The 25894-nt window shown below is 60.0% G+C and carries 22 protein-coding genes; 13 read left to right on the top strand and 9 right to left on the bottom strand.

Features of this window, described 5'->3' with window-relative positions; all coding sequences use genetic code 11:
* Positions 1-28: 28 nt before the first annotated feature.
* Positions 29-1036 carry a fumarylacetoacetate hydrolase family protein gene (locus KUV46_15290; GenBank protein ID QYJ00677.1) on the top strand — a complete coding sequence of 336 codons (1008 nt, stop codon included), beginning with the start codon at positions 29-31 and terminating at the stop codon, positions 1034-1036.
* On the top strand, positions 1033-1680 hold the full coding sequence (maiA, locus tag KUV46_15285; GenBank protein ID QYJ00676.1) for a maleylacetoacetate isomerase: 648 nt from the start codon (positions 1033-1035) through the stop codon (positions 1678-1680). The genes KUV46_15290 and maiA overlap by 4 nt, the downstream gene beginning before the upstream one ends.
* Before the next feature lie 13 nt (positions 1681-1693).
* Here maiA and hspQ read toward each other — a convergent pair whose 3' ends face one another.
* Positions 1694-2020: a heat shock protein HspQ gene (gene hspQ / locus KUV46_15280; GenBank protein ID QYJ02428.1), complete on the bottom strand. Its 327-nt coding sequence runs from the start codon at positions 2018-2020 to the stop codon at positions 1694-1696.
* 213 nt (positions 2021-2233) lie between these two features.
* Here hspQ and KUV46_15275 point away from each other — a divergent pair, with 213 nt between their 5' ends.
* From KUV46_15275 to KUV46_15255, 5 genes are read left to right on the top strand one after another with little or no spacing between them, the layout of a single operon-like run.
* Positions 2234-3358, top strand: coding sequence for a Ppx/GppA family phosphatase (locus KUV46_15275; protein QYJ00675.1), 1125 nt, complete (start codon positions 2234-2236; stop codon positions 3356-3358).
* Complete coding sequence (locus tag KUV46_15270) at positions 3355-4068, top strand: RlmE family RNA methyltransferase (GenBank protein ID QYJ00674.1); 714 nt, start codon at positions 3355-3357, stop codon at positions 4066-4068. Before KUV46_15275 ends, KUV46_15270 begins: the two co-directional genes overlap by 4 nt.
* Positions 4065-5120, top strand: coding sequence for a ribonuclease E/G (locus tag KUV46_15265; protein QYJ00673.1), 1056 nt, complete (start codon positions 4065-4067; stop codon positions 5118-5120). Before KUV46_15270 ends, KUV46_15265 begins: the two co-directional genes overlap by 4 nt.
* Positions 5117-5302, top strand: coding sequence for a DNA gyrase inhibitor YacG (gene yacG, locus KUV46_15260; protein QYJ00672.1), 186 nt, complete (start codon positions 5117-5119; stop codon positions 5300-5302). The genes KUV46_15265 and yacG overlap by 4 nt, the downstream gene beginning before the upstream one ends.
* A 56-nt stretch (positions 5303-5358) precedes the next feature.
* Positions 5359-5757 (top strand): hypothetical protein, encoded by a 399-nt coding sequence (locus tag KUV46_15255; protein ID QYJ00671.1) that lies wholly within the window; start codon positions 5359-5361, stop codon positions 5755-5757.
* A gap of 7 nt (positions 5758-5764) precedes the next feature.
* Here the strand turns inward: KUV46_15255 and KUV46_15250 are convergent, their stop codons facing one another.
* On the bottom strand, positions 5765-7441 hold the full coding sequence (locus tag KUV46_15250) for a diguanylate cyclase (protein ID QYJ00670.1): 1677 nt from the start codon (positions 7439-7441) through the stop codon (positions 5765-5767).
* A gap of 191 nt (positions 7442-7632) precedes the next feature.
* Here KUV46_15250 and KUV46_15245 point away from each other — a divergent pair, with 191 nt between their 5' ends.
* From KUV46_15245 to KUV46_15235, 3 genes are read left to right on the top strand one after another with little or no spacing between them, the layout of a single operon-like run.
* Positions 7633-9804 (top strand): TonB-dependent receptor, encoded by a 2172-nt coding sequence (locus tag KUV46_15245; GenBank protein QYJ00669.1) that lies wholly within the window; start codon positions 7633-7635, stop codon positions 9802-9804.
* Between the two features lie 17 nt (positions 9805-9821).
* Entirely contained in the window at positions 9822-10958 is a 1137-nt protein-coding gene (locus KUV46_15240; GenBank protein QYJ00668.1) for a PepSY domain-containing protein, read from the top strand.
* Between the two features lie 17 nt (positions 10959-10975).
* Positions 10976-11152 (top strand): hypothetical protein, encoded by a 177-nt coding sequence (locus KUV46_15235; GenBank protein ID QYJ00667.1) that lies wholly within the window; start codon positions 10976-10978, stop codon positions 11150-11152.
* Between the two features lie 23 nt (positions 11153-11175).
* Here the strand turns inward: KUV46_15235 and KUV46_15230 are convergent, their stop codons facing one another.
* The 3 genes from KUV46_15230 to KUV46_15220 all read right to left on the bottom strand — a co-directional run bounded on the left by KUV46_15230 (position 11176) and on the right by KUV46_15220 (position 18217).
* On the bottom strand, positions 11176-13035 hold the full coding sequence (locus KUV46_15230; GenBank protein QYJ00666.1) for an EAL domain-containing protein: 1860 nt from the start codon (positions 13033-13035) through the stop codon (positions 11176-11178).
* A 104-nt stretch (positions 13036-13139) separates the two neighbouring features.
* Positions 13140-13820 carry a hypothetical protein gene (locus KUV46_15225; protein QYJ00665.1) on the bottom strand — a complete coding sequence of 227 codons (681 nt, stop codon included), beginning with the start codon at positions 13818-13820 and terminating at the stop codon, positions 13140-13142.
* Positions 13821-13876: 56 nt separating this feature from the next.
* Positions 13877-18217, bottom strand: a complete 4341-nt coding sequence (locus tag KUV46_15220; GenBank protein ID QYJ00664.1) for a hypothetical protein — start codon at positions 18215-18217, stop codon at positions 13877-13879.
* 184 nt (positions 18218-18401) lie between these two features.
* Between KUV46_15220 and KUV46_15215 the strand changes: the two genes are divergently transcribed.
* Positions 18402-19835, top strand: coding sequence for an amidase (locus tag KUV46_15215; protein ID QYJ00663.1), 1434 nt, complete (start codon positions 18402-18404; stop codon positions 19833-19835).
* Between the two features lie 61 nt (positions 19836-19896).
* Positions 19897-20175, top strand: coding sequence for a hypothetical protein (locus tag KUV46_15210; protein QYJ00662.1), 279 nt, complete (start codon positions 19897-19899; stop codon positions 20173-20175).
* Between the two features lie 16 nt (positions 20176-20191).
* On the opposite strand, the gene KUV46_15205 is transcribed toward KUV46_15210, so the two are convergent.
* Together KUV46_15205 and KUV46_15200 are read right to left on the bottom strand one after the other, a co-directional pair.
* Positions 20192-21388, bottom strand: a complete 1197-nt coding sequence (locus KUV46_15205) for an indoleamine 2,3-dioxygenase (GenBank protein QYJ00661.1) — start codon at positions 21386-21388, stop codon at positions 20192-20194.
* A gap of 102 nt (positions 21389-21490) precedes the next feature.
* Positions 21491-23209, bottom strand: coding sequence for a M20/M25/M40 family metallo-hydrolase (locus KUV46_15200; GenBank protein ID QYJ00660.1), 1719 nt, complete (start codon positions 23207-23209; stop codon positions 21491-21493).
* A 202-nt stretch (positions 23210-23411) separates the two neighbouring features.
* On the opposite strand from KUV46_15200, the gene guaB reads away from it, so the two are divergent.
* Positions 23412-24866 carry an IMP dehydrogenase gene (gene guaB, locus KUV46_15195; protein QYJ00659.1) on the top strand — a complete coding sequence of 485 codons (1455 nt, stop codon included), beginning with the start codon at positions 23412-23414 and terminating at the stop codon, positions 24864-24866.
* Here the strand turns inward: guaB and KUV46_15190 are convergent.
* Together KUV46_15190 and KUV46_15185 are read right to left on the bottom strand one after the other, a co-directional pair.
* The gene (locus KUV46_15190; protein QYJ00658.1) at positions 24848-25462 is read right to left on the bottom strand and encodes a GNAT family N-acetyltransferase; all 615 of its coding nucleotides are present in this window, start codon (positions 25460-25462) and stop codon (positions 24848-24850) included. The two genes, guaB and KUV46_15190, sit on opposite strands and share 19 nt — an antisense overlap.
* Before the next feature lie 13 nt (positions 25463-25475).
* Positions 25476-25844, bottom strand: a complete 369-nt coding sequence (locus tag KUV46_15185; protein QYJ00657.1) for a hypothetical protein — start codon at positions 25842-25844, stop codon at positions 25476-25478.
* Positions 25845-25894 lie beyond the last annotated feature (50 nt).

Here is a 25894-nt window from a genome sequence, read left to right as displayed (position 1 = left end):
ACGACCGCAGAGGAAAGGAACGCCGCATATGAAACTCGCCAGCCTCAAACAGGGACGCGACGGCCAGCTGGTCGTCGTCTCGAAAGATCTCACCCGCTATGCCGAAGCGACGCATATCGCGCCGACGCTGCAAGCCGCGCTCGATGATTGGGACCTTGTGGCGCCGAAACTGGCCGCCCTCGCCAATGACGTCGAAGTCGGCTCCGTCCCGACCAAGCGCTTTCATGAGCATGACTGCGAATCGCCGCTGCCACGCGCCTATCAGTGGGCCGACGGCTCTGCCTACATCAACCATGTGGAGCTAGTCAGAAAAGCGCGCGGCGCAGAAGTGCCGGAAAGCTTCTACTCAGACCCGCTCATGTATCAGGGTGGCTCTGACAGCTTCCTTGGTCCGCGCGACAACATCCCGCTTGGCGACAAGGCCTGGGGCCTCGACTTTGAGGCAGAGGTCTGCGTCGTGACCGGCGACGTTCCGATGGGCATCGACGCCAAAGCGGCGCTCGATCAGGTGAAGCTCATCATGATCTGTAATGATGTCAGCCTGCGCGGCCTCATCCCGAATGAGCTTGCCAAGGGCTTCGGCTTCTTCCAGTCCAAACCGTCCAGCGCTTTTTCGCCGGTTGCCGTGACGCCTGATGAGCTGGGCGACGCCTGGAAGGATGGCAAGCTGCACCTGCCCATGCTTTCGACCTATAATGGCAAGCCGTTCGGCAAGCCTGAATGCGATGTCGACATGACTTTCGACTTCGGCACGCTGGTCGCCCACGCAGCAAAGACCCGCCCGCTCTGTGCTGGCACGATCATCGGCTCCGGCACAATCTCTAACCGTGATTCCGATGGCGGCGCTGGCAAGCCCGTCGCCGATGGCGGCCTTGGCTATTCCTGCATCGCCGAGATCCGCATGATCGAGACGATCCGTGACGGCAAGCCCGCGACCAGCTTCATGGATGTTGGCGACAACATCCGCATCGAAGTGAAGGACAAGGCCGGGCACACCGTCTTCGGCGCCATTGAGCAGGATGTGGTGAAGGCATGAGTGAGCTGAAACTCTATGACTACTGGCGCTCATCCGCAGCTTACAGGCTGCGGATCGCGCTGAACCTGAAAGGCCTCGACTATACCTCCCAGTCGGTGAACATCGCCCCGGGCGCGGATGAGCAGTTTCAGGATGGCTACCGCGCGCTCAACCCGCAGATGCGCGTGCCGACGCTGGAGGTCGATGGCCGCCGCTCGGGCCAGTCCATGGCGATACTTGAGTGGCTGGATGAAACCTATCCTGAGCCATCATTCTTCCCGGCTGACAGCTGGGCCCGCCTTCAGGTGCGCGCCTTCGCCGACATCATCGCCTGCGACATCCACCCCATCAACAATTTGTCAGTGCTGATCAAGCTTCGCAAAGAGCTGGGGCAGGACGATGCGGGCGTCGGTGAGTGGTACCGCGACTGGATTATCCGGGGTTTCACGGCGCTGGAAGAAATGGCTGAGCCTCACAAGGCCAATGCCTTCCTGTTCAGCGATAAGCCAACGCTGGCTGATATCTGCCTCGTGCCGCAAATGGCGAATGCGCGCCGCTACGATACTGACCTCAGCCAGTTTCCGCGACTGGTCGAAGTGGATGCGGCCTGCCAAGAGGTTGAGGCTTTCGCGAAAGCCGCTCCTGAAATGGTGAAGCCGGACTAAGCGAGCAGACGCTCTAGTTTGCCTGCTCGCGCTTCAGGGCATAACCGTCAGCCGTTCGGTCCAGGACGAATGGAATGTCCGGATGGCTGACGGGCGTGTCGCTGTCATCGATGAGAAGATTGCCCTCTGAGACATAGGCCACGTAGTGCGTCTTATCGTTCTCTGCGAAGAGGTGATAATAGGGTTGGTCCTTTGACGGGCGCAGATGCTCAGGGATGGCTTCGTACCATTCATCAGAATTTGCGAAGACCGGATCGACGTCGAAGATCACACCGCGGAATCCGAACATGCGGTGTTTTACAACCTCACCGATCTGGAATTTCGCCTGTCTGCGGTCGATGGCGAAAGGCTGATGGCCATCCTCGCCATAGGTTTCGTCTGTCTGTGATGCTTCGGTCATGGGATCCACATGTGCGACCTGAGCTTCGTATTCCGGCTCAACTGGCTTACGGGCGCTGAACAAAGCGGCAAGTCGCGAGAATATGTTGGGTCGTTGGCTCATTGCACTTCAATGTGATATTGCGGCTCTTAACCGACAAGATTTGGGCCTCACATGGCTGAAAAAAAATCGCGCGGTGGGCAGAGGCGTAACCGCCGGCCCGCGCGCAATGACCGGCGGCCACCGCTTTATGCGGCGGTGGACCTCGGCACTAACAATTGCAGGCTGCTGGTCGCTGCGCCGACGCGCAAGGGCTTCAACGTGGTCGATTCCCACTCGCAGATCGCCCGTCTGGGCGAGGGGCTCGAGCAATCGGGCCGTCTATCTGACGTTGCGATGGACCGGGCCTTCGATGCGCTTGGTGCCATCTCGAAAAAGCTGAAGGCAAAGCGCGTCGGGCATGTACGCTGCATCGCAACCGAAGCCTGCCGCAAGGCCGAGAATGGCGCGGATTTCATCAAGGAAATCCGCGAGCGCACGGGCCTCACCTTCAAGATCATTGGCCCACAGGAAGAAGCGCGCCTCGCCCTGATCGGCTGTCACAACCTCATCGATGAGGACGCAAAATCGGTCCTCGTTCTCGATATTGGCGGCGGGTCGACAGAGCTTTCGCTGGTCGACGCTGCCGTGGCGCGCGATAGCGGTCTGTACGGCATGCTGAAAAAGCCGCCCATCAAGGCGTGGACCAGCGTGCCGCTCGGCGTGGTCACTCTGACAGAGGCGTTTGCTCATCTCGAAACAGAAGAGGAGGCCTATCCAGCTATGCTGGAGCGGGCAAAGTCCTATGTCGAGAAATGGGCCGAGAAACACGATATTCGCAAAATGCTCGCGGACGAGACGTCCCACATCATCGGCACATCGGGCACGGTCACTTGCGTCGCCGGGGTCCACTTCGGGCTGGAGAAATACCGCCGCGACCTCGTGGACGGGCAGTGGATGGACCATGATGGCTGCTATTCCACCATGGATGCACTCATCACAGCCGGTCCCGAAGGCCGGGCGAAGTTCCCGACCATCGGCCATGACCGGGCAGGGCTCATGCTGGCAGGCTGCGCTTTGATGGATGCGGTCTGGTCGCTCGCGCCACATGCGCGTATGCGGGTGGCAGACAGAGGGCTTCGCGAAGGCCTCCTCCTGTCGATGATGAAGGGTCCCAAACGCAAGCGCTCGCGCGGCGGACGCAAACGCAAGGCACAACAGAATAGCGGCAACAAGGCTGCAGCGGAGGCAAAGTCATGAGCGATGACGAAAAGCGGCGCTGGAAAGGGCCGCCCAAGGAAAAGCAACAGACATCCGGTCGCCGTATGGCTGAGCGCAAGATCATCGCGCACAATGCCAAGGACGAAAGCTCCAAGCGCTGGATCGAACGCCAGCTATCGGACCCATATGTCCAGCGTGCGAAGAAGGACAATTACCGCGCGCGCGCAGCCTACAAGCTGCTCGAAATCGATGAGAAGACGAACATTCTGCGAGGCGCAAAGCGCGTTGTTGACCTCGGCTGCGCGCCGGGGGGCTGGATCCAGGTCTGCCTGCGCAGCAGCGTGAAGGAAATCGTCGGCATCGACCTTCTGGCCGTCGACCCCATTCCGGGCGCCCACATCATCCAGGGCGATATCAATGAGGGCGAGGATGTCGAGAAGATGATGGAAGGGCTATCCGGCCCGCCAGACCTCGTCCTCTCTGACATGGCAGCGAACACGACCGGCCACAAGCAGACAGACAGCCTGCGCACCGCGGCGCTTGCTGAAATGGCGCTCTGGTTTGCCAGTGAGCATCTGACCCCGGGCGGCAATTTCTGCAGTAAGGTTTTCCAGGGCGGGGCGACGCCTGACATGATGAATGACCTCAAGCGCATGTTTAAAAGCGTCAAACACATCAAGCCGCCCGCCAGCCGGGCCGGCTCGCCAGAACTGTTCGTCGTTGCGCTCGGATATCGCGGCCGCTCATGAGCCAGCCGCCGCGGATCCTCGTGCATCGCACGCCGGGAGAGGTCCGCGCCGCGGCGTTCGATAGCTCAGGCAAGCCGTTCCGTCTCTTTGTTGAGCGCTGGGGCGGCGGGGCAGGCGGCCTGCGGCTTGGCGACGTGGTCGATGCCCGCCTCCGCCGCCGCGCGCCAGAGCAGGGCGGGGCATTCTTCGAAGCTTTCTCTGGCGAAGAAATCTTCGTGCGCACGAACGATACCGGCAAGCTGACCGAAGGCGCGAGCGCGCCGGTCGAGATCGTCATGGAAGCACGCCGGGACAAGCTCGCTCGTGGCAAACTCAGAAAGTCCGTGCCCACCGACACCATCCCCGCAATCGATCGCTGGCGCACCTCCATCTCTGAGGCCGCAACCGTCGAGACCGCAGTAACCACATCTGACTATGACGAGATCGACAGCGCCTTCGATGAAGCGCTCGCCAGCTGGTGCCCCTTGCCCGGCGGCGGCAATCTCGGGATAGAGCGCACACGCGCCCTCACCGCCATCGATATCGACACCGCAGGGCGCATCTCGAAGGGCAGCGCCGGCGCCCGCGCCTTCAGCGTCAACCGCGAGGCCATGCAGGAAGCCGCGCGCCAGCTCTCCCTGCGCAACCTTGGCGGGCTTGTCGTGCTTGACTGCGTCGGCCCCATAACGGCATCGACAGCCGACAAGCTGCGCGCAGGCCTGCAGGAGAGCTTCGCCGCCTGCTCCGCCCGCCAGATCGACGTGCTGAAACCATCGCCCTTCGGCCTCTTACAGGCGAAGCTCGCCTGGACACATGCGCCGCTGGAGGACCGGCTTCTCGATGCGCAGGGACAGCCGACACCGGAGACCGAACTCCTCGCCCTCTTCAGGGCCGCTGCCCGCGAAACGGCTGCCAATCGCACCGGCTTCTACAGGCTCACCCTGTCGGCCCGCGCGCTGCAGGCCTATATTGCGCGTCGAAAGCAATGCGACGACCTGCTGCGTGAGGCCTTTTCAGGCCGGGTGAAGATCGCCAGCGGCAAGGGCGAGAAATCCGTGGTGAGAAAAGAATGAGCAAATCGACCTGCCCGATCTGTGAAAGCCGGTCAGCCGATCCGAAATTCCGGCCCTTCTGTTCCAAACGATGCGCCGATGTGGACCTGTCGCGCTGGCTGAAAGGCGGCTATGCCATCCCCGGACGGCCTGCTGATCAGGCCGAGGAAACGCCGAGCTACAAGGAAGAGCGCGACGAGTAGCGGCCACGCCGTTTTGGTGGCAGGGTGAGCCTTGCCTCAAACCGAAAGCCCTCGCCATGCGCCCGTATCTTCTCTCCGCCAGCCTTCTCCTTCTTGCTGCCTGCGCTGTGCCCGGCGAGACCGCTCCAGACGACGCCAATCCGGGCGTACCCTATGAGCGCATCACGTTCGAAGGCGAAGTCGCTACCCCTGCAGAGCGCGCGCGCTGCGAAGCGGCAGGCGGCACGGTCCAGCGGGCCGGCATGCTCGGCTGGGAGAATTGCATCCAGACCTTCGCGGATGGCGGAGCGCTCTGTTCTGACAGCGCCGACTGTATGGGTGAGTGCCGCAACACCAGCGAGTTTGCTGAAGCCGGTACGGCCGCCACAGGCCAGTGCACCATGAATGACAGCATCTTTGGCTGCTATCAGACGATCGAGAATGGGACGGCTGGCGCCGCGCTCTGCGTCGACTGACGGAAGATCAGGTCGGCCGGGTCCGCATCGCGCCCGGCATTTCATCATGGGTGAGCTCGTCGGCGTGGGTCCAGGTCTCAATCAGGATGTCGGCCGTGTGCGGCTGCTTGGCCATATAGGCAAGCTTGTCGGCCGCCCCCATCAGCGTTGAAAAGCTTACCTCGTCCGGTATCGGCCCCATGATCGCGCCGATATTCGCCGCGACCTGACAGCTGGTGCCTGCATAACTGACCGGCTGGCTGACCAGGTCGCTGACCTTGGTGAGCAGGTTTTCGACCTCGGCCCGCCTGAAGCCACCGCGCATCAGGATGATGAACTCATCCCCGCCAATCCTGAAGAAATCAGCCTGTTTGGGCAGGACCGCCAAAATCCTGCGGCTGATCTCGGTCAGGAGATGGTCGCCGGCCGCATGTCCATATGTGTCGTTCACAGACTTGAACTTTCGAAGGTCCATGAGGGCAAGCGCGCTCAGCTCGAGATTGCCGCTGTCGAAACGTCTCGCACATTCTGTCATCGCACGACGATTTGGCAGGCCTGTCAGCATATCCGTGCGCGCCGCGCGCGCCTCTCCGCGATACTTGAAGGCAAGAACAGCGTTGAATCTTAGCGCCGTCAGGAAAAGTCCAAGCCCGACGAGATGGTGGTTGATTGGCAGATACGGCGTGATGTCGATCAGGCGACCATAGATCCAGACCGTAGCGAGGATTGTCGGACACCAGCCAATGAGCAGCCCAGCGGCCCGTCCCTGGCGCTGATAGGTGAGCGCGCCGAGCAAGCCGAGAATGATGAGCGGCGCGGCGATGAACGCAAAAAGGAATGCCAGCGACGCGACACCATCGCCAAGGAATGGTGCAAGCAGTGTCGGCAATGCCGCAAACTGCAGGACACGAAAAATGCCGTCGATAAGCGGCGTGGCAATCGGTCTGATATTCGCGCGAAGAAAGACGACCGCGGTCCAGAGCAGAACGGCTTGCGACGTCAGTAGCAGATGCCGCGTATCGAGCATCAAATCGCGGAAAAGGCTGCCCATCAAGCCGCTTGAAATGAACACGTAGAAGGCTGAACTGACAGAAAAGCCGATAAAGGCTGCTGTGTCCGACCGGTCGAGCACGCGGCCGAGCGCCAGAGTCTGGAATGCGAGCGCCAGGAAAAGCACGATTAGCGCGACGCTGATGACGCCGAAAACAGCCACTTCGCCAATGATGCGTGCGGGGCTGGCGATCTCGAACGGCAGGATCAGGAAGTCCGGATAAGCAATGCGCACATAGTAGTCGGTGCTGGCGACATCTTCTGGCACCGGCAATGCCCACACTGGATACTGCAAGGGGAGGGGCGCGATTTCGGTCATCGCTTCGCGGCCATCGGGATAGGCTGACGCGGCGTGCAGTGTCACATCTTTCAGATAGGGGTATTTGAGCTGCAGCCATTGCGGCGTATCGCAAGTGCCTTGCGCCTCATGCGCAAACTTGAGCCAGAGGACGCCCGTTGAACTGCGGCCTTCGAAAAGCCCGCCATTTCTGGCTTCTACCGGGACAAAGTCGCTTGAGCGTGTGGCTATATCGCCAACACTGACGGCAGGATCAGCATTCTCGTATACGCTTGCCTGGAAGTCACAGCTTTGCGCATTGGCCGCGGCAAAGCTCGCGGACAGGATCAATGTGACAATGAAAACCACTGCGCGCATCAAGTCATCCTTCAGCCGCCACCATATCAATTCTACGTTGCGCCTGCGTTAAAGGATGGAGCGAATTGAGCAGAATATTCCGCGCCAGAATAAAGAAGAACGCGCTGAACTTTACCTGCGGACAGTCCTTGAGATGCGAATGAATTGCATTTACATGCCCCGATATTGAGATTTTTGAGGGGTCCCGGCAGATGCCAAAGAGACATAGAACATTGCTCGTTGCAGGTGCGTCCATCCTGGCCTTGGTGCCAGCGGCAATGGCGCAGGATGAGGTTGGAGACGAAGCGCGTCTCGACACGGTGATTGTCACCGGTGAAGCTTCGCAGGTTGAGCTGCTTGAGGCGTTTGAGGGTGGGCAGGTCGCACGCGGTGGCCGCGCCGGTCTTCTCGGCAATCTCGACTTCCTCGACGCGCCTTTTGCAGGCACCGCTTACACCTCGGATCTGGTGACGGCGCAGCAGGCAGACAGTGTCGGCGACGTGCTGCAGAACGACCCGGTCGTGCGCATCGCAAAGGGCTTCGGCAACTTCCAGGAAGTCTACGTCATCCGCGGCTTCCCGGTCTATTCAGACGACGTCACCCTGAACGGTGTCTACGGCATCCTGCCGCGCCAGTTCGTGGCCGCAGAGCTGCTTGAGCGCGTTGAAGTGTTCCGGGGGGCAAACGCCTTCATCAATGGCGCGGCCCCGGGTGGCAGCGGTGTTGGCGGCACCATCAACCTCGTACCAAAGCGAGCGCCAGACGAAGGCATCCGCCGTGTGACGGTCGGCTATGAGAATAATGGTCAGGCCTATGGCGCCGTTGATCTCGGCACGCGCTTTGGCCCTATGGGTGAGTGGGGCGTGCGTGTGAACGGCGTGCTGCGTGACGGCGAAACCTCCATCGATGGTCAGGACCGTTCGCTCGGCGTTGCCTCCATCGGCACGGACTATGATGGCGAGCGCTTCCGCTTCTCGGCAGACTTTGGCTATCAGGACAACCGCATTGACGCGCCGCGCCCGCAGGTGACCCCGCTTGGCGCTATCCCGGAAGAGCCTGACGCAGACAGCAATTTCGCCCAGCCCTGGACGTATACGGACGAAGAACAGCTCTTCGGCGTTGCTCGCGGCGAATACGACCTCACCGACAATGTTACGCTCTGGCTCGGCGGCGGCGCACGGAATGGCGAAGAAGCCAACGTGCTCGCCAATCCGAGCGCAGCTGCAGACGGCTCCCTGTCGGCCTATCGCTTCGACAATACGCGCGAGGATGATGTCGTCTCGTTCGATGGCGGTCTTCGCGCTGAGTTCGAGACGGGCCCAATCGGCCATCGACTGGTCGTCTCGGCGTCGACCATCTCCTCGGAATCGAAGAACGCCTACGCTTTCTCGAACTTTGCGGGCTTCGCCACCGACCTCTACAATCCTGTCGATGTCGTGCCGCCGGCACCGAATTTCTTCATTGGCGGCGACCTCGACGACCCGCTCGTGACCGAAGAAGTCGACAACCAGTCCTTCGCGATCGCCGACACGCTGTCGCTCTTTGATGATCGCTTGCTCGCAACGATCGGCCTGCGCCAGCAAAAGATCGAGACAGCGACGTTCGACTACAACACCGGTGCACGCCTCTCCGGCTATGAGGATGAGAAAGTAACGCCTGCGCTTGGTCTTGTCTGGAAGGCTAGCCCGAACCTTTCCTTCTATGGCAACTATGCCGAGAGCCTTCAGCCCGGCCAGATCGCGCCAGCCACAAGTGGCGGGACGCCAATCTTGAATGCGGGTGAGGTGCTTGAGCCGTTCACGGGCGAACAGGTCGAGTTCGGCGCCAAATATGATGCGGGCAATTACGGGGCGACCGTGTCGCTCTTCCAGCTCAGCCGTCCGAACGCGATCGTCGCCAATCAGCGCTTCACTGCATCGGGTGAGCAGGAGAATTCCGGCGTTGAGTTCAGCGTCTTTGGCGAACCTGTCGAAGGCCTGCGTGTGATCGGTGGGGCGACTTTCATCGACGCAGAACTCTCTCGCACTCAAGGCGGTGTAGACGAAGGCAACACGCCGATCGGTGTTCCAGAAATCCAGGCCAACCTGAACGCTGAATGGGACGTCGCCGCGCTCCCGGGCCTCACGCTTGATGGCCGGGTCGTCCATACGGGCGATCAGTATGTGAACACCGCAAATTCGGTGGAGCTCGAAGGGTGGACGCGTCTCGATATCGGTGCGCGCTATACGATGGACTTTGCAGCCCGGCCAGTGACGCTCCGTGCACGGATCGAGAATGTGACCGATGAGGCCTATTGGGCATCTGCAGGCGGCTTCCCGGGGGCCAATTACCTTATCCTCGGTAATCCCCGCACGCTTATGCTGTCGGCGTCGGTGGACTTCTAGGCACCAGAGGGCAGGGCATGGGAAAGCAGACGATCAAGGCATGGAGCTGGGTCCACAAGTGGACAAGCCTTCTGTGTACCCTGTTCCTGCTCATGCTCTGCCTCACGGGCCTGCCGCTCATCTTCCATGATGAGATTGACGGCGCGCTAAACCCGGACAGCTGGACGCCGGCGGACCCTACAGCTGAACACCTGACGCTCGACGAAATCCTCGATACGGCGCTGGAGAACCGGCCGGGCGAAGTTCCGATCTTCATGAGCTTCGACATCGACCGGCCGGTCGTGAATGTCACAAGCGGGCCAAGTGCGGACGCATCCGGTAGCGCCATGCACTTTGCTTCCTTTGATCTCACCAGCGGCAATCTCGTCCCGCCCGCCGACAATGGTGAAAGCGTGATGGAGTTTATTCTCCAGCTTCACACGGACATGTTTCTCGGTCTGCCGGGCATGCTCCTCCTCGGGTTTATGGGGATACTCTTTGCACTTTCCGTCGTATCCGGCGTGGTGCTGTACGCCCCCTTCATGCGCAAGCTGGAATTCGGGACCGTCCGGCGCCAGCAGTCGAAACGGCTCAAATGGCTCGATTATCATAACCTCCTTGGCATCGTCGCAGTGGCCTGGTTGCTCGTCGTCGGTCTGACCGGCGTCATTAACACGCTGGAAGAGCCGATCATCGAGACGTGGAAATCGCAGGAGCTGGCGGACCTCGTCGCGTCGAATGAAGGTGTAACCGCCTCGGCCTCGAGGGCCTCGCTAGATGCGGCCGTCAGCGCCGCCATCGAAGAAGCGCCGGACATGGAGCTCCAGTTCGTCGCCTTCCCGGGAAGCGGCTTTTCGACGAAGGCCCATTACGCCGTCTTCCTGCACGGCAGGACCCCAGTCAGCGAACATGTCATCGCGCCCGTCCTCATCCATGCTGGGACGGGGGAGGTCGCCGGACTTCGTGAGATGCCCTGGTATGCAAAGGCGCTGTCGCTTTCACGGCCCCTGCATTTTGGCGACTATGGCGGTCTCCTGCTGAAGCTGGTCTGGGCGGTGCTCGACCTGCTCACCATCTTCCTGCTCGTAACTGGCGTCTATCTCTGGCTCGCCCGCGGCAATCGCCGGATGCGGGTTGAGCGGCAGTTAGATAATGACGGGGCCCTGGAAGCATGAGCGCCAGCAAGCCCCGCGTGAAACTGTCCGCAAAACGTCTCGGCGCGATCTTCGCTCTGCCAGCGATTATCTTCGCCGTCAGTCTGGCTGGACTCGTCGCCGCACTTCTCTTCGAGGGTAGCGCCGACCTTATCTTCGCTATCGCATCAGGGTTTGGTCTGATCGTCGCGGCGGCAGTGATTGTCCGGAAATAGGAAAGAACGCGAAAGTCCGGACTTTACGAGGCCAGTTTCACATCATCCGGCCGCGGAGCGACGAGCTGGGGCCTGCCGATCCAGTATCCCTGGATCTGGTCGGCCCCGAAAATCTTCATCTGGAGCGCGATCTCTTCGGAGCTCACGCCCTCAACGCAGGAGACAAGTCCGAGCTCACGCGAGAGCCGGAGGGCGCCGCGCAGGATCGCTGTTTCGGTAGAGTCGCCATTGCGGCTCGCGGCATGAACGAGGCTCTGGTCGATCTTGATCATGTCGAGCGGCAGTCGGCTCAATAGGGAGAGGGAGGAATAGCCCGTCCCGAAATCATCGAGCGCGATTTTCATACCGGCCCGTCTTGCTTCCTGGAGCGCCTCAGCATTGGCGGCAAGATTACGAAGCGCGACACTTTCGGTGATCTCCAGGGTCACGTCGCTGGTGAGGAAATTGTGGCTGTCGATAACGCGGCAGAGCTTTGAGACAAAATCATTTGTCTGCAGCTGGCCAGGCGAAATATTGATCGAGACAGCGCGGCTTTCAGACGGCCAATGCTGCATGGCAAAGTCCAGCGTCGTCCAGAGAAGCTCATTCATCAGGCCGAGCTTTTCAGCCACTGGAATGAACTCGTTCGGCGTCGGTTGGCGCGAGCCAGTTGAGGAGGTCCAGCGGGCGAGGAGTTCGTGGCAGACAATTTCCTTCGATCGCGCATCGGCAACGGGCTGAAGGGCCGGGCGGATATGACCCGCGGCGAGGGCTGGAGGAAATGAGATGGCGAGCCGCGAGGCAGAGATCGCTTCAGCGTCGATTGCCGGCGTGAACCGGCCAAAGCCGCCGCCAGCAGCCTTAACCCGCCTCATTGCCGTATCGGCGCGGCTGAGGCAGGCCTGAAGGTCGCCGTCCTTGCCGCTCGTCGTGGCGTAGCCGAGGGAAACGCCGACATGGATGAGGCGGTCCTGCCAGCTCACATCGAGGGTGAGGGAGGCGTAGATATCGGCGATTGCCTTGTCGGTTTCAGCCGCCGAAAGGCTCGGATCGATAATGGCGGCGAATTCATCCCCGCCGGGCCGGGCAGCGGAAATGACCGCTTCGCTCTGCTGGAGCCGGGCGGCAATCGCCTTCAGAACCGCGTCGCCAGCGGCGTGGCCGAACTGGTCGTTGAGCGGTTTGAAGCTGTTGAGATCGATAAAGGCGAGGGTCAGGGCCGGATACTGGCTGACAGACCTTTCCAGCGCTTCGAGAAAGGCGCGGCGGTTGAGGAGGCCGGTCAGCGGATCAGTGGTCGCGAGCCGATTTTTCTCAATGATTACAGAGACAAGTCGCTCATCCGTCTTCTGCCGGGAGATCTGGACCAGGGCCAGAAGCACAATGAGCAGCCCACAAAAACAGGCCATGAGGGCCGTCAGCACCTGCTGCTGGGCCAGTGTTTCCGCGCCGAAGGGGACGACTTCGATATAGAGCGGCGTCACCAGCCACATCATGACGCCGTGCACCGGAGCGAGGGCAAACTGGAGGCGGTAGTCGAGGCCGATGGCGATGAAAACCGGAATGAAGATCGGATACAAAAGCGTATCGACCGAAATATCGCCCAGCCGGAATTCGGTATAGGTAAAGGCCCAATAGGCGAGGAAGAGAACCGTCAGCCCGCCATGCAGGAAGAGGCGGACCTTGAAATCGCGGTGCGCAGAGAGCGCAATCGCCGAGAGGATGACGGTATAAATCCCGGCTTCGAGGTAGGATTCTGCGTTCACGCCGCCGGTAATCACGGAGACGAAAAACGCCGCCCCGACGAGAAGCAGGCCAACCAGACCAACGCGCAGCGCAATCCGGCGGAACCGCTCATGCAGTTCCGACAGGCCTGGCGCTAGATCGGTTCGGTCCCTCTCCATCCGCCAGTCATGACATGAAGCGGTAAATTAGAGGTAAGCAGATACAAAATTCTGGGGGGAGGCAGCTGGCGGCGACCGCCCAACGTCCAAAAGCCCCCGCGCGCCTAGCCCGTATCATACCAGCCGACAAGCGCCCGCGCGACGCGTTCGGGCAGGGTGGCGGCGATGAGAGAGATCTCTTCACTGGCGCGCTTCAGATTGAGCGGAGCGAGGCAGAGCGGGCGCGGGGCACCGGCGGTGCGAAGGCGCGCGAGCGTAAAGGCCATGCGCCGGGCGGCGCGTTCGGGGCGGCGGAGTACACCCATGATGGTGCAGTAGCGGTGCACCAGCGGTGTTTTTGAGCGGAAGGCAGGACGTGGCCCCGAATGCTCGGCCGAGAGGAGGGCAAAAAGGTCAGACCCTGGTGGGGTGCACTCTCTCAAACGGGGGAGGTAGGGGAAGCCTCGCCTGCGGGGGTGTTTGGGGTGTGAGGGTGTGGGTGTCGGCTGAGTGGGCGCGGTATTGCTGCACGAGGTCCCGGATAGCGGCTGCGCCGCTTCCGGCCCTTCGACAGGCTCAGGATGCGGGACGGCCATCTTGATCGAAACCTCAATGGACGCCGCCATCAGGACAAGGAGGCGGCGCAGCAATGTCTCGATTAGGATGAGGCGGGCGCGCAGCTGCGCATAGAGCCGCCGGCCCAGCCCGCCCTCACCAGATGAGAGGCCCGCCATGAAGTCGAGGTCGGCCATCTCTTCGCGCAAAGCCCGAAGACCCGCCGCCACAAAGCTGGATGTATCCTGCATGGCGGGAAGAATAGGGCGCGGCGCTATACGGTGGGAAAGTGTAGAGCGTACAATATTTATGTACAATCGATGCCAACAACATCGATCGAAATCGTACTTGCATGTCCGCTCTGCACCGTTTTAGCGTACTCTTTTAGCTCACAGATAAGGTCGCTAAAATTCATTCGTCGACCGTCGCAGGGGTGTCGCCAAAATTTCTTCTTGTGCCTAGAAACGACCAGCAGACCCGATCTCCGATTTTCAGGCAGCAGATAACGTCCGACTAACTGCTGATCGATTGCTTTGCATAAGTCGTTGTAGGTCCAACCCTTGTCAGAGTGCTTCAATTCAATAGCGACTTGGCTATCCATAGTCGTTGCGCTAACCACCACGTCTGGACGCTTAACATTGTGAACTTGAGCCTCCCGAAAGCAAGTATAACGTCCGTTCGCTTGCAAATTTAGTCGTTCCATAAGCCAATCGCGAACTTCGTCCTCCTTTGCTGCTCGCAAAAGGACTTTTTTGGACGTTGCGTCTTCGCTTTCAAACGCAGATACAACGGATAGAACCGCCGCTCGAATACGCTGGAAAAATTGGCTTGGGGTTTTTGCGGGTAAGTCCGCGCCATCGGCGAATTCTCTTACTTCTTCTTCTGACCAAGCGACAAGGGACGCCACACCTTCAAGCATTCGCTTCGACAGCATCTTGAACCAATGCTCATCTCTGGCGACTAATTTCTCTGCCGCGAAACGCCGAATAGCTTCGTATGCTGCTTGTGATCCATTATCATACAATGCGTCGAAAAGTGTTCCCCGCGCTGCCTCCGCGAAATCACGGCCGCTTACTGAGCCAGATCTTTCAATCGGTAAATCGTCTTCCAATCGCACATATTTGAAGGCCATTCTCACCAGCTTCTCGAGACTTGTGGCGTGCGCTGCAGCTAGTGTGTCGGTTGCAAGGCTGCGGCTATGCCTTCCATCGAATAGCAGACCTAAAACTGTCTGCGCCTCTATAGGGGTGCCTACGGCAAGCGTAGTTTCAATTGCACCAACGCATGCGTCGATATTTTGATGGCAAAGAATAGCTAGGTGTCGCGCACGCTCTTCTGGAGATGCGCTTCGGTCGTTCGCTCGAGCTGCTGCAATTTTCTCAAATCGACGCCACTGGTTCGGGGTTAGAGAAATACGCTGCAGTATTCTGAGCCCATAGCTCCACCGGTCCGACCTACCTGGCGCATTATTGACAAGCACTGAGATAGCGAGATCAGCTAATTCCTGAGGGAGCGAACCTTTCCCATTAGCGAAGTAGTTCAACCAAGAATGCGGCCACTCGGCATGAGAACACCATTCCCGCTTCAATTCGCTTCGAAGTTGGGGAAGAAGCGTTTGCGGATGAGCTGAGAGAAGCGCAGGCATCCAATCAGGAGCGCCATCATCAGCGCGCGTAAGGTGCAGCGCAGCTTGCTTCGCTTCTTCGACAGTGAGACCGGCAGCCCAATTAGGATTGCAATCTGCCTCCATCCCAATCCCAGCGAATGCATAAGCGGGCACCGTATAAGTGGTACAAGTATTGTTATGCCATGTCGGTCGCTTGGGAGGAATTGCGCGCCACAAAGCCTTGAAGTGATTGAAATATAAGTTGGCCAGCCGTTCTCCGAATACAGGCTCTAGCGCTCGCCATGTACGAGGAGCTTTTGTCTTGGGGTAGTTGCTTTTCAACGCCAACCAAGCCGATAAGTGATCTAAGAAATACCACGATTCATTGTTCACTCCTTCAGAGTAGTTGGCTATCGGAGCACGAGCTTCGAGTTCTTTCTTTCGCGCACGCCACCACGCTATGGACTCACCTAGCCGCTTTTTCTCTTTCCGTTCGAAGGCGGCGCGACGTCTTTCGTCCTCTTTCTCCCATTCGGGTTGCTTTTTTGGCGCTAGTGCTTGCCTCAGCCACTCAGTTCTCAAAGAATTGCCTTGGGCTGCGACCTTGAGTTCATCTTTCCGGGCTTCCAATAAATTGCCTGCTCTGAGCACGTGAAGCCAAAAATGAAATGCAGTATCGCGGACGTAAGCAGAGTGCGCCGGATCGGTTGTCGTGGCTCGCAACCAATCTTCATCGGTTAGGTCCAAACTCCAGTACCGTCTGCCGACAAGCATAGGTACGCGGATATGGGGATGTTCGTTTAAGTCCTGCTCGCTCCTCCGCTTGCGGGTTTCCTCAACATCCGCCCATACAAGTGCCTTCTTAATCTCTGGTAACTTATTAATTCTTTGTGGAAGAGACTCTGGAAACAATTTCAGAGAAGAGCGGTCGGAACTTCTCTCACTCGCCAACAAAAGGTTTATCAGTCCGCTAGATGGTTTGGGGTCGTCCAGTCGATCCAAGGCCAGCTGGCCAATTTCTACAAAGTGATCAGCCAGATAACCATATTGCTTTGAAATGCGCTCGTAGCCCTCGTTGAAAGGTCGCATCAACGCTAGTGAGCTTAGGCCCTCCAAAAAGACATCAATATCTGGGTCAGGACAAAGTCGGAAGAGCTCGACAATACGCCAACTATATCCCCTGGTGGTAAACTTCTTAGGCGTTTGCGCCCGCTTGATTAGAGTGACAATATCTGAAGTGGACAAGAATTTTGGATAGAGAAGCAGGCAAAGGCTGGCAGCTGTGTCGTCATCGTCTGTCAATTCTCCGCAAATCAAATCAGACGCTACCTTTTGGAGACGGGACGTTTCTTTCAGCGCTAACAGAGCATGCACACCTCCAAAAATAAGCGCTCTGCCATCCGCCTTAAGCTCAACAGCTTCGCTCGCAATATCTGCAAGTTTAGCAATTTTTGCCTGCGTGATCATATCGAGCAGCAAGGTTCTGAAAGCCCAATGCCGGTTGGCTTTCCATGCTTGTCGAATGGCATCGGCTAACTCTGTTGCCGAAAATGCCCATACTGCTCGATCATCAACATTTGTACTGCTTACATCGCCGATAGCGTGTTTTTTTGACAGAGTAGTGAGCAGCTTCTTGCGCGATTCAAGCGGCAACGATTTAGGGTCTCCAAAGCGTACGAGCTCAATGGGCTCAACTTCGATAATCTTTTCTCTGATTTTCTCATCCCAATGCGCAAGCCAGGCAGCAATAGGTCGAAGTTCTGGTGTGATTGTTGTGACGCCGAAAACGGTAGGAAACAACAATCGCTCTATTTTATCGCGGGTTCGTTCATCTCGTAACATGTCACGGAGTGACCATGCGGCGAGAAATTCGAAGGTCGATCGGTGTTGAAAGCGCACGCGGCCAAACGATGCGGGAGCAAATAATCCACGCCGCAACAGAGTTTCCCTTTGCGCCGGCGCCCAGTCAGTCAACACCAAGGCAGGGTCAGCTACGTCCTTATCTAATGAGGCTCCGTCATGATTAGGAGCAACAAGCGTAAAGCGCTTCGTTAGCACCATTGCCAATGCAAGAAGCTTGCTACCGTTCAACGCATCTTCATCGGAAAGCGCGGCACCATCTAACCGGTGTGATCGTTCTTTCAGAAGTTCGCGAATATTGTGCTCGGTCATCTCGCGAAGTGAGCCAAACTTGCCGAATTTCTGCCAGAAGCGGCATAGTTCCAAGAGGTCGCCGGGACGTTTTGCGAAGGCGTCCAACCCCTGAAGCTGAAGCGCAGACAGGAATTGCGCCGGGTCACCATCGAGCACAGCTCTTGCTAAGATTTCTTGTTGCGTTTGGTTGAGAGGATTAAGCGCGACAACCAGCGTACCCTGATGATCGCTCTCTTTTGTCTTCTCTGATTTGTTATCCTTTATGATTTGGTCGCCCATGCCATTGTAGTCTTCGGTCTTGAGCAAAGGCTCAATGAGTAATCGGTCCCGGTCATCATCGGTTAGATGAGCTGGCTGCTGTTCTGGCATAGGTTCGCAAGCAGTCTCAAACAGCTCCGAAACTGCTCGTAAATCCGTATGATTGTTCCAATCTGAAGGACGGCACGAGACATAGACATGTGCTCGCTCTGCGTGGTCGCCGAGAGCCCTGACGAGTTTTCGCAGCGCACGAACAAAGCTATTGGGGTTCTTGAGTTTCGCCTCATCAACCGAGTCGAGAAAAAAATAACCGATGTCGGCCTCTGACCGCCACTCGTTGAATAGGCGTTCTTGCTCAGGCCGCAAACACTCTTCGAAGGGTATTTCCGCGAGTTCTTCTATAGCGAAAAAGAGTCCCAATGATCCATTTGCCTGAAGTTCCGCTGCCTTGCTTTTAAACTCTTCAGTCTTTCCACTTCCGGCACTGGCAAGAACTACAACCTTCGAATGTTTGAGCAGGTCCTCCCAAGAATGCTCACCCGTGTGCTGCTTGGAATACAAAAGGTAAGAGTAATCATCTTCCTGTTTGCCGGGTCGTCCAAAAGAGCGCTGGAGTTGGACATATTGCATAGACTTAAAGCGCCTTCGTTCCTTAAACCAAGGATTTAGAACAACCGATGTTGACCAGAGTCGCAACCTTTGTTGTTCCGCCTGTCACCAACCCCACACTTGCCGCCGTCCCCCACTTCCGCCAAGCTTCCTCTCAAAACAGCGTCTGCCCATGAAGGTCGGCGCGTGATCAGGAGGAAAGCCAATGACCATCGAGAATTATGCAGAGCTTGATGCCACGGCGCTGGCGGGGATGGTGCGCTCTGGTGAGGTGAGTGCGCTGGAGGTTCTGGAAGAGGCGATTGCCCGGGCCGAAGCGTATAATCCAAAGCTCAATGCCATCACCTACAAGGCCTATGACGAGGCGCGGGCGGCGGCGTCTGGCAGCGGGCTGGCGGAGGGGCCGTTCCGGGGTGTGCCTTTCCTGATCAAGGATATTGCGAGCCCGGTGAAGGGCTGGCCGCAGACGAGCGGGTCCCGCTTTCTGGGCGATGACATTGCGCCTGAGGATGGCGCGCTGACCCGGCGCTTTCGCGAGGCGGGGCTGAACCTGTTCGGCAAGACCAATACGCCTGAGTTCGGCATCACCGGCACGACGGAGGGCGCGTTTCACGGGCCCTGCCGCAACCCGTGGAATACCGACTATATTACGGGCGGATCGTCCGGCGGAGCGGCGGCGAGCGTGGCGGCGGGCGTGTTGCCCATGGCGCATGCGAGTGACGGGCTCGGCTCTATCCGCATTCCGGCGGCGTGCTGTGGCCTCTTTGGCATGAAGACGACGCGCGATCGCAACCCGAACTCGTCCTATGATGATGCGGCCGCGATCGGCATGACGGTGGAGCATGTCGTCTCTCGCAGTGTGCGAGATAGCGCGGCGCTGCTCGATGCGACGGGGTATCCCGAACCGGGGGCGCCCTTTGCCTATCCGGGCAAGACGCGGCCCTATGCCGAGGAGGTCGGCGCGCCTGTCGGGCGGCTGCGCGTGGCTTTCCACTCCGAAACGCCGAGCGGGCGGCCTGTGCACCCTGAAATCCGTGCGGCGCTGGAGGAGACGACAAAGCTGCTCGAAGCGCTTGGCCATGATGTCGAGGAGCGGGGGTTGGGCGTTGATTACCGGCGGCTCTACCTCGCGCAGCGGGCCGTTTCGGGTAGCAACTTTGCAGCGACGGTGGATGGGCTGATCGAGGCGAAGGGGCGGGAGCCGGAGGCCGGTGAGATGGAGGCGCTGACATGGCGCAACTATCGCGGCTCAAAAGGGCTGACGGGGTCGCAGGCGATGGCAGGCTGGGCGACGCTGCGCAGTATGAGCCGGGAGATCCTGTCGCTGCATGAGACGTATGACGTGATCCTGTCGCCTGTGTTGGCCGAGCCTGTGCCGAGGGTGGGCGAGATCGACCCGGTGAACATGGCGCCGCGCGATGTCGACAAGCGCCAGGCCGAGGTGTTCCCGTTCACGCCGCCGCAGAACTTTACCGGTCAGCCGGCCATGTCCGTGCCGATGGGGCTCGATGGCAATGGCCTGCCGGTGGGGATGATGTTTGCCGGGCGGTACGGCGATGAGGGTACGCTGTTCCGGCTGGCGGCGCAGCTGGAAGAGGCGCGGCCCTGGCAGGCGGTGCGGCCTCCGCTCTGGGGGTAGTTGGCTGGCTCTGGCGGGCCAACTCTAGCGGGGATGCGGGGTCTCGTGCTATTCTGGCGTCATGTCCTATGACGTGAATGATGGCGATCTGGTGCTGTGCGTGAACGCTGCGCCGAACCATGTGACGGGCGAGCCTGTGCCGCTGGTCGAGGGCGAGACCTATCGTATCTGGGGCGTGTGGGAGTTCATGTGCCCGTGCGGGCGCGCCGACGCGCTGATCGATGTGGGCGTTGGCTTTGCCTGGTGCCAGTCGCGCTTTCGCCTGCTGCCGAAGCCGAAATCCCGCAAGAAGGTCGAGCGCAAGGTGAGCGCGCCGAAGCCGCTGGAGCCGGTGGAGTAGGGGCGGCGGTCCTGCTCTAGCTGACGGGTGCGCTTTCGACGCCCAGCAGGTGCGCTTCGGCTTCGTCGCGGTGCTTCTTCAGGTATTTCATGAAGGGCGTGCCGCCGGTGCCGACATCGGTGTCGTTGCCGGGCGAGTTGCCGGCCTGCTTGTTGATATAGGTCGCCGCATATTCGAGGTGGCGGGTGCGGAAGCGCGCAAGCTTCATGACATTGTCATTGTAGAGCTGGCGGATGGCCGCGTCGCCATGCTGGCTGACCCAGCCCCGCAGCGTGGAGGCAGCGCGCACATCCTCGATGAAGGCGCGGTGGCCCGTCGGGCGATAGGCGTGCAGCTCTTCGAGGTAATGGCGCAGCGGGTCGTCGGCGTGACTGATGGAGAGGAAGGCGTCCATGGTCGGCACGATGGAGGATTGTGAGCCGGTCTGGCCGCGGAAGGCCTGGGGCTTGTTCTCACCGGCCGGAACGCCCTCATAGATGAGGCCATCGCCAAGGGCGGGATTGTCCTTCCAGCCATGGATGTAGGGGCGCACGCGATTGAAGTAGATGTAAGGATCGCAGCGCTCCGGCATGCGGTCGAAGATGGCGTTGACGGCGTCCCAGCCCTCCGACATGCGCGCAAGGCCCGCAGTGACGGCGGGCGCGTCATTGGCCTCGCAGGCAGCGATCACTTCGGGGATGGTGGCCAGCATGTCGCCTGCGCGTGCCTCAATGGCGACGTGGACAAGAACGAACCAGGCCTCGTCCTCACCGGAGAGGAAAGGCTGGATCATGTAGACGTTGGAGAGGTCCACCGGCCCGTCCGCGTCAATCTTGGCCCAGTTGTCGAGGACGTAGGTGGCATAGGTCAGCAGCGGCTTGGAATCGAGCGCGTCGGCGAGCTGCCAGGCAGGCTTTGCGAGGCATTCGGGCAGGGAGGCCGGCGCGTCACGCTCGCCCCAGACCCAGGACTGGATCATGAAAGTGTAGTGCACGAAGGCCTTGCGGATCTGCTCATCGCTGGCGGTTTCGCAGAAGCTGGTGAGGTCGATGACGGGCAGGCGGGCGAGGATCTCACGCACGCGGCCTGTGACGATGGAGTGGGGGAGGGCCATGGCCGCGTCCACGGCGGGCTGCAGCTCTGCCGGAAGGGTGACGGCGCCCGCATCATGGCGGCAGAGAAAGCCGCGATCGCGCGAGATGTCGTACTGGTCGAGTGGTTTGAGCGTCGTCATTGTGTCCCCTTGATAGTTTCGTTTGAAACTATCTCACATCGAGTCGACGCAAGGTAAAGCCCCAGCCTTCAGGCCGGGGCTTTGATGGGGGGCGACGGTGTCCTAGTTGCGCGCGGCAGCGCTCTCATTGCGGATGTCCACGAACTCGGAGGTTTCCTTGATCGCGGGCCACTGCGTGGAGTTTGCAAGCTGGCGGGTCATCTCGAGGATAAGCTCAACATCCTGAGCGGCGCCGCGAAGGTCCCAGTCGGGGTCCCAGGCGTCGTTCTGGTTGTGGTAGCGGTTGGCGATATAACCAGCGACCCACGCTGCGCCGGCTTCGCGCCCGCCCTCGACGAGGTCAGGCCCGCCTGCAATGCCCATGATAAGGATGACCGGCACGCCGCGCCGGGCGAGCGAGAAATGGTCTGCGCGATAGAAGAGCCCGTTCTGCGGCAGGCCTTCGGGCGAGACATAGCGGCCCTGTGCGTCAGCGGCTTCGGCCATCATCTCTTCAAGCTCGCTCTGGCCTTCGCCGACCTGAATGACATCCTTTGCAGGACCGGCCGTGTTGAGGATGTCGAGCGTGAAGTTGGCGACCGTCGTTTCCAGCGGATAGATCGGATCCTGCGCATAGGCTTCCGAGCCGAGGAGGCCGCTTTCTTCAGCGGTCCAAGCAGCGACGACGACCGTACGCTCCAGCGGTTCACCGGCTTTCAGGATGCGGGCGATCTCCATGATGCCGGCCATGCCGAGCGCGTCGTCATTGGCGCCGGGCATGACGGTGCGGCCCTGCGCGTCAGCGATGCCCTTGCCATAGGCGTCCCAGTGGCCAGACAGCATGATGGTCTCATCCGGGCGCTCTGTGCCCGTGATCTTGCCGAGGACATTCTGGCTTTCGATCCACTCCACCTCGAGGCCGAGGTCTGCATTGAAGGTGAGGCCCTCAAGCGCGAAGGCTTCGAAATCCTCGCTGCGGGCGGCGACGCGAAGGGCGTCGAGGTCCTGACCAGCCGCTTCCATCCACTGCTTTGCCATGTCGAGGTGGAGCCAGCCCTGAAGGTCGACCGATGGTTTGCCGGATCCGTCGCTGGCGACGGCGTAATTGTCGCCCGGCCCGGAGGCGGCGACGTTCCAGCCATAGCCTGCGGCTTCTGTCTCATGGATAACGAGGGCAGCAGCAGCGCCGCGGCGGGCAGCCTCCTCGAACTTGTAGGCCCAGCGGCCATAATAGGTCATCCGGTTGCCACCAAAGCGGCCAGCCACCGGGTCATCCTCTGCAACGCCGAAATCAGGATCGTTGACGAGGAAAAGGGCGACCTTTCCGGTGAGATCGATATCGCCATAATCGTCCCAGTCGCGCTCCGGCGCGCTGGCACCGAAGCCGACAAAGACGATGGGCGCGTCAGTGATTTCAATCGTCTCGCGCGGATTGGCGGAGCTGATTTCGATGTCGCGGCCCTGACGCATATCGAGCGTCGTGTCCTCTGCCTCAACATTGAGGGTGCGAAGGTCGACGACGCGCGAATGGAGCAAGGTGACAGGATCGGTCCAGCCGCCATCGCGTCCACCAGGCTCCAGGCCGATTTCTTCGAACTGCTCGATCAGGTATTCGACCGTCTTTGTTTCACCTGGCGTGCCGGGGGCGCGGCCTTCAAACTCATCGGAGGCGAGCACCCTGACGATTTCAGAGAGGTTCTCGGTGCTGACGGCTGCGGCTTCGGTGGCGGCGTCGTCCGGTTGCGGGGCGGCGGCGGATTCGCTCTCTGGCTCATTTGCGGGCTGGGAGCAGGCGGCAATGAGGGCTGCCATGCCTATTGTGCTGATGAGTGTCCTGATCATCGGTGAAACCTCCGCTTGCGACCCGTCCGGATGGGTCAAACCACGAAGGTGTAACGGGTTTTTCGTGCGGGCCAAACTCCGGGCTGAGGTTTGATCGAAGCAAGCGGAAAGTCTTGGCCCCGATCGGTTTCAGTTTTCCTTGCAAAAGGGGGTTCCAGAAAGGCCGCGACTCTATTAAGGGGCCAAAAAGGGAGCTCCCCACATGAAAATCCGACAAGCCATTACTTTCGATGACGTGCTTCTGCAGCCCGGCCCGAGCGAAGTCATGCCCGCCAATGTGGACACGTCTACCTGGCTGACCAAAGCCATCCCCCTCAATATTCCGCTACTGTCCGCCGCAATGGATACGGTGACTGAAGCCCGTCTTGCCATTGCGATGGCGCAGGCCGGCGGTATCGGTGTCGTGCACCGGAACCTGACCGTTGAAGAACAGGCGGGACAAGTTACGCAGGTGAAGAAGTATGAGAGCGGCGTTGTGATGAACCCCATCACCATCGCCCCGACGGCCAGCCTGAAAGAGCTGAACGATATCAAGGCCCGCACCGGCTTCTCTGGTGTGCCGGTGGTCGAGGCCGATGGCACCGTGGTTGGCATCATCACCAATCGCGACACCCGCTTTGTTGATGACCTCAACGCCAAGGTCGCAGAGTTGATGACGCGCAATGTCGTGTCCGTCACGATGGAAGAGCCGATCGAGGCCGCCCGTCAGCTGCTTCACAAGCACCGCATTGAGCGCCTCGTCATCACCGATGAGGCTGGCAAATGCGTTGGCCTGCTGACCGTCAAGGATATGGAAAAGGCGCAGCTCAACCCGAACGCTGCCAAGGATGATCAGGGGCGCCTTCGCGTTGCTGCAGCGTCTACCGTGGGCGATGCAGGCTTTGAACGTACGCAGGCGCTGATCGAGGCGGGCGTGGATGCCGTCGTGATCGATACCGCGCACGGGCATTCGCAGTCCGTGCTGGACGCAGTGACGCGTGCGAAGAAGCTCTCCAACTCCGTCCAGATCATTGCAGGCAATGTCGCGACCGGCGACGCCACAAAGGCGCTGATCGATGCGGGCGCAGATGCGGTGAAAGTGGGCATCGGCCCCGGCTCCATCTGTACGACGCGCATCGTGGCCGGTGTGGGTGTGCCGCAGCTGACGGCGATCGAGGACTGCGCCAATGCGGCGGCAAAGTCCGGCACGCCGATCATTGCCGATGGCGGCATCAAATTCTCTGGCGACTTTGCGAAGGCGCTCGCGGCGGGCGCATCGACGGCGATGATGGGCTCTGCCTTTGCCGGCACTGAAGAGGCACCGGGCGAGGTCTTCCTGTTCCAGGGTCGCAGCTACAAGGCCTATCGCGGCATGGGCTCGCTCGGCGCGATGTCACGCGGCTCAGCTGACCGGTATTTCCAGAAGGAAGTGTCCGGCGACAAGCTGGTGCCAGAGGGCATTGAAGGCCAGGTCCCGTTCAAGGGCCCGATCGGCAATATCCTGCACCAGATGGTCGGCGGCCTTCGCGCAGCCATGGGCTATGTCGGCGCAAAGACGATCACCGAGCTTCATGAGAAAGCCGAGTTCGTCCAGATTACTGGCGCTGGCCTGTCTGAAAGCCACGTCCACGATGTGACGATGACGCGGGAAGCGCCGAACTATTCGATCGGGCGCTGAGGATCCCGCCACATCGGGGCCATGGGTGGGCTTTCATTTAGGACGCTGAACTCGCCGATCTTTTCGAAGCCGAACGAGGTGTAGAAACCGTGATTGGCGGGGTTGGAGTTTTCCAGATAGACGGGCAGGCCTTCCCGGTCGGCGGCGGCGAGGACAGGCGCTAGCATGGCTTTGCCGAGGCCTTTGCCACGTGCAGCTTTCCTTGTGCCGATCGTGAAAAGATAGATGTGCGGCGCGTGCGGGTGGTGCTTTTCCAGCGCTTCGCCTGCGGCCATGCCGCGCTTCATCGCGCCTTTCTTTCCGTGGATCATCTGGGCTGCCATGAGCTGGAACAGCGACAGCGGCGGGAAGCGCAGATTGGAGTCGTGGGTGGCCCACATGGTGGCGGCCTTATCGCCGTGCAGGTGGCAGAAGCCTTCCTTCAGATAGACGTCGCGCGCCATGATGCGGAAGAGGGGGCGCAGGGCCCGCCCGCCGCCGAAAAGCCAGAGATTGAAGGGGTCTTCTGAGAAGGCTTCGGCCGTGATGTCGCCAATCTGGCGCCAGTCGCGGCGGGCGGCCGGGCGGATGGTGGGAGTCAGATTTATTTCGATCATGACTTCGCCATTCCTATGCGCTGAGCAGTCCGGCCAGCCCGAGGGCGACCACGACACTGTTGAGTATGATGATCGGAAAGCGCAGCGCGCCGAGCCCGGACTTTCTAGCAACGCCCATTGCAAGCAGCGCAATCGCAGCTGCGAAACCGGTCGCGAAAAGACCGTATCCGACATAACCGGCGGCCGCGACGGCGAACAGGATGGCAGTTGCGCCAACCGCGACGGTCGCGACATGCCACATGAAATAGGCCATCCACCTAATCTCTGGCTCTAGTGAGCTTGCTAGAAGTGGACGCACGAACTGCCGGCCACCTGCGAAGACGTGAACGCAAAGCGCGAGCGCATTGACGAGAGACGCCGCACCGAAAAACCAGACCTGCACTTTGTGCCCCCCGCTGTTTCCTCGACCGCGATTGGACGCTAGGACGGGCG

The organism is Thalassovita mediterranea, from assembly GCA_019448215.1.
GTDB lineage: Bacteria > Pseudomonadota > Alphaproteobacteria > Caulobacterales > Hyphomonadaceae > Henriciella.
The sequence above is the reverse complement of the archived record's forward strand: the minus strand, read 5'-3'. Positions and strand labels throughout refer to the sequence as shown.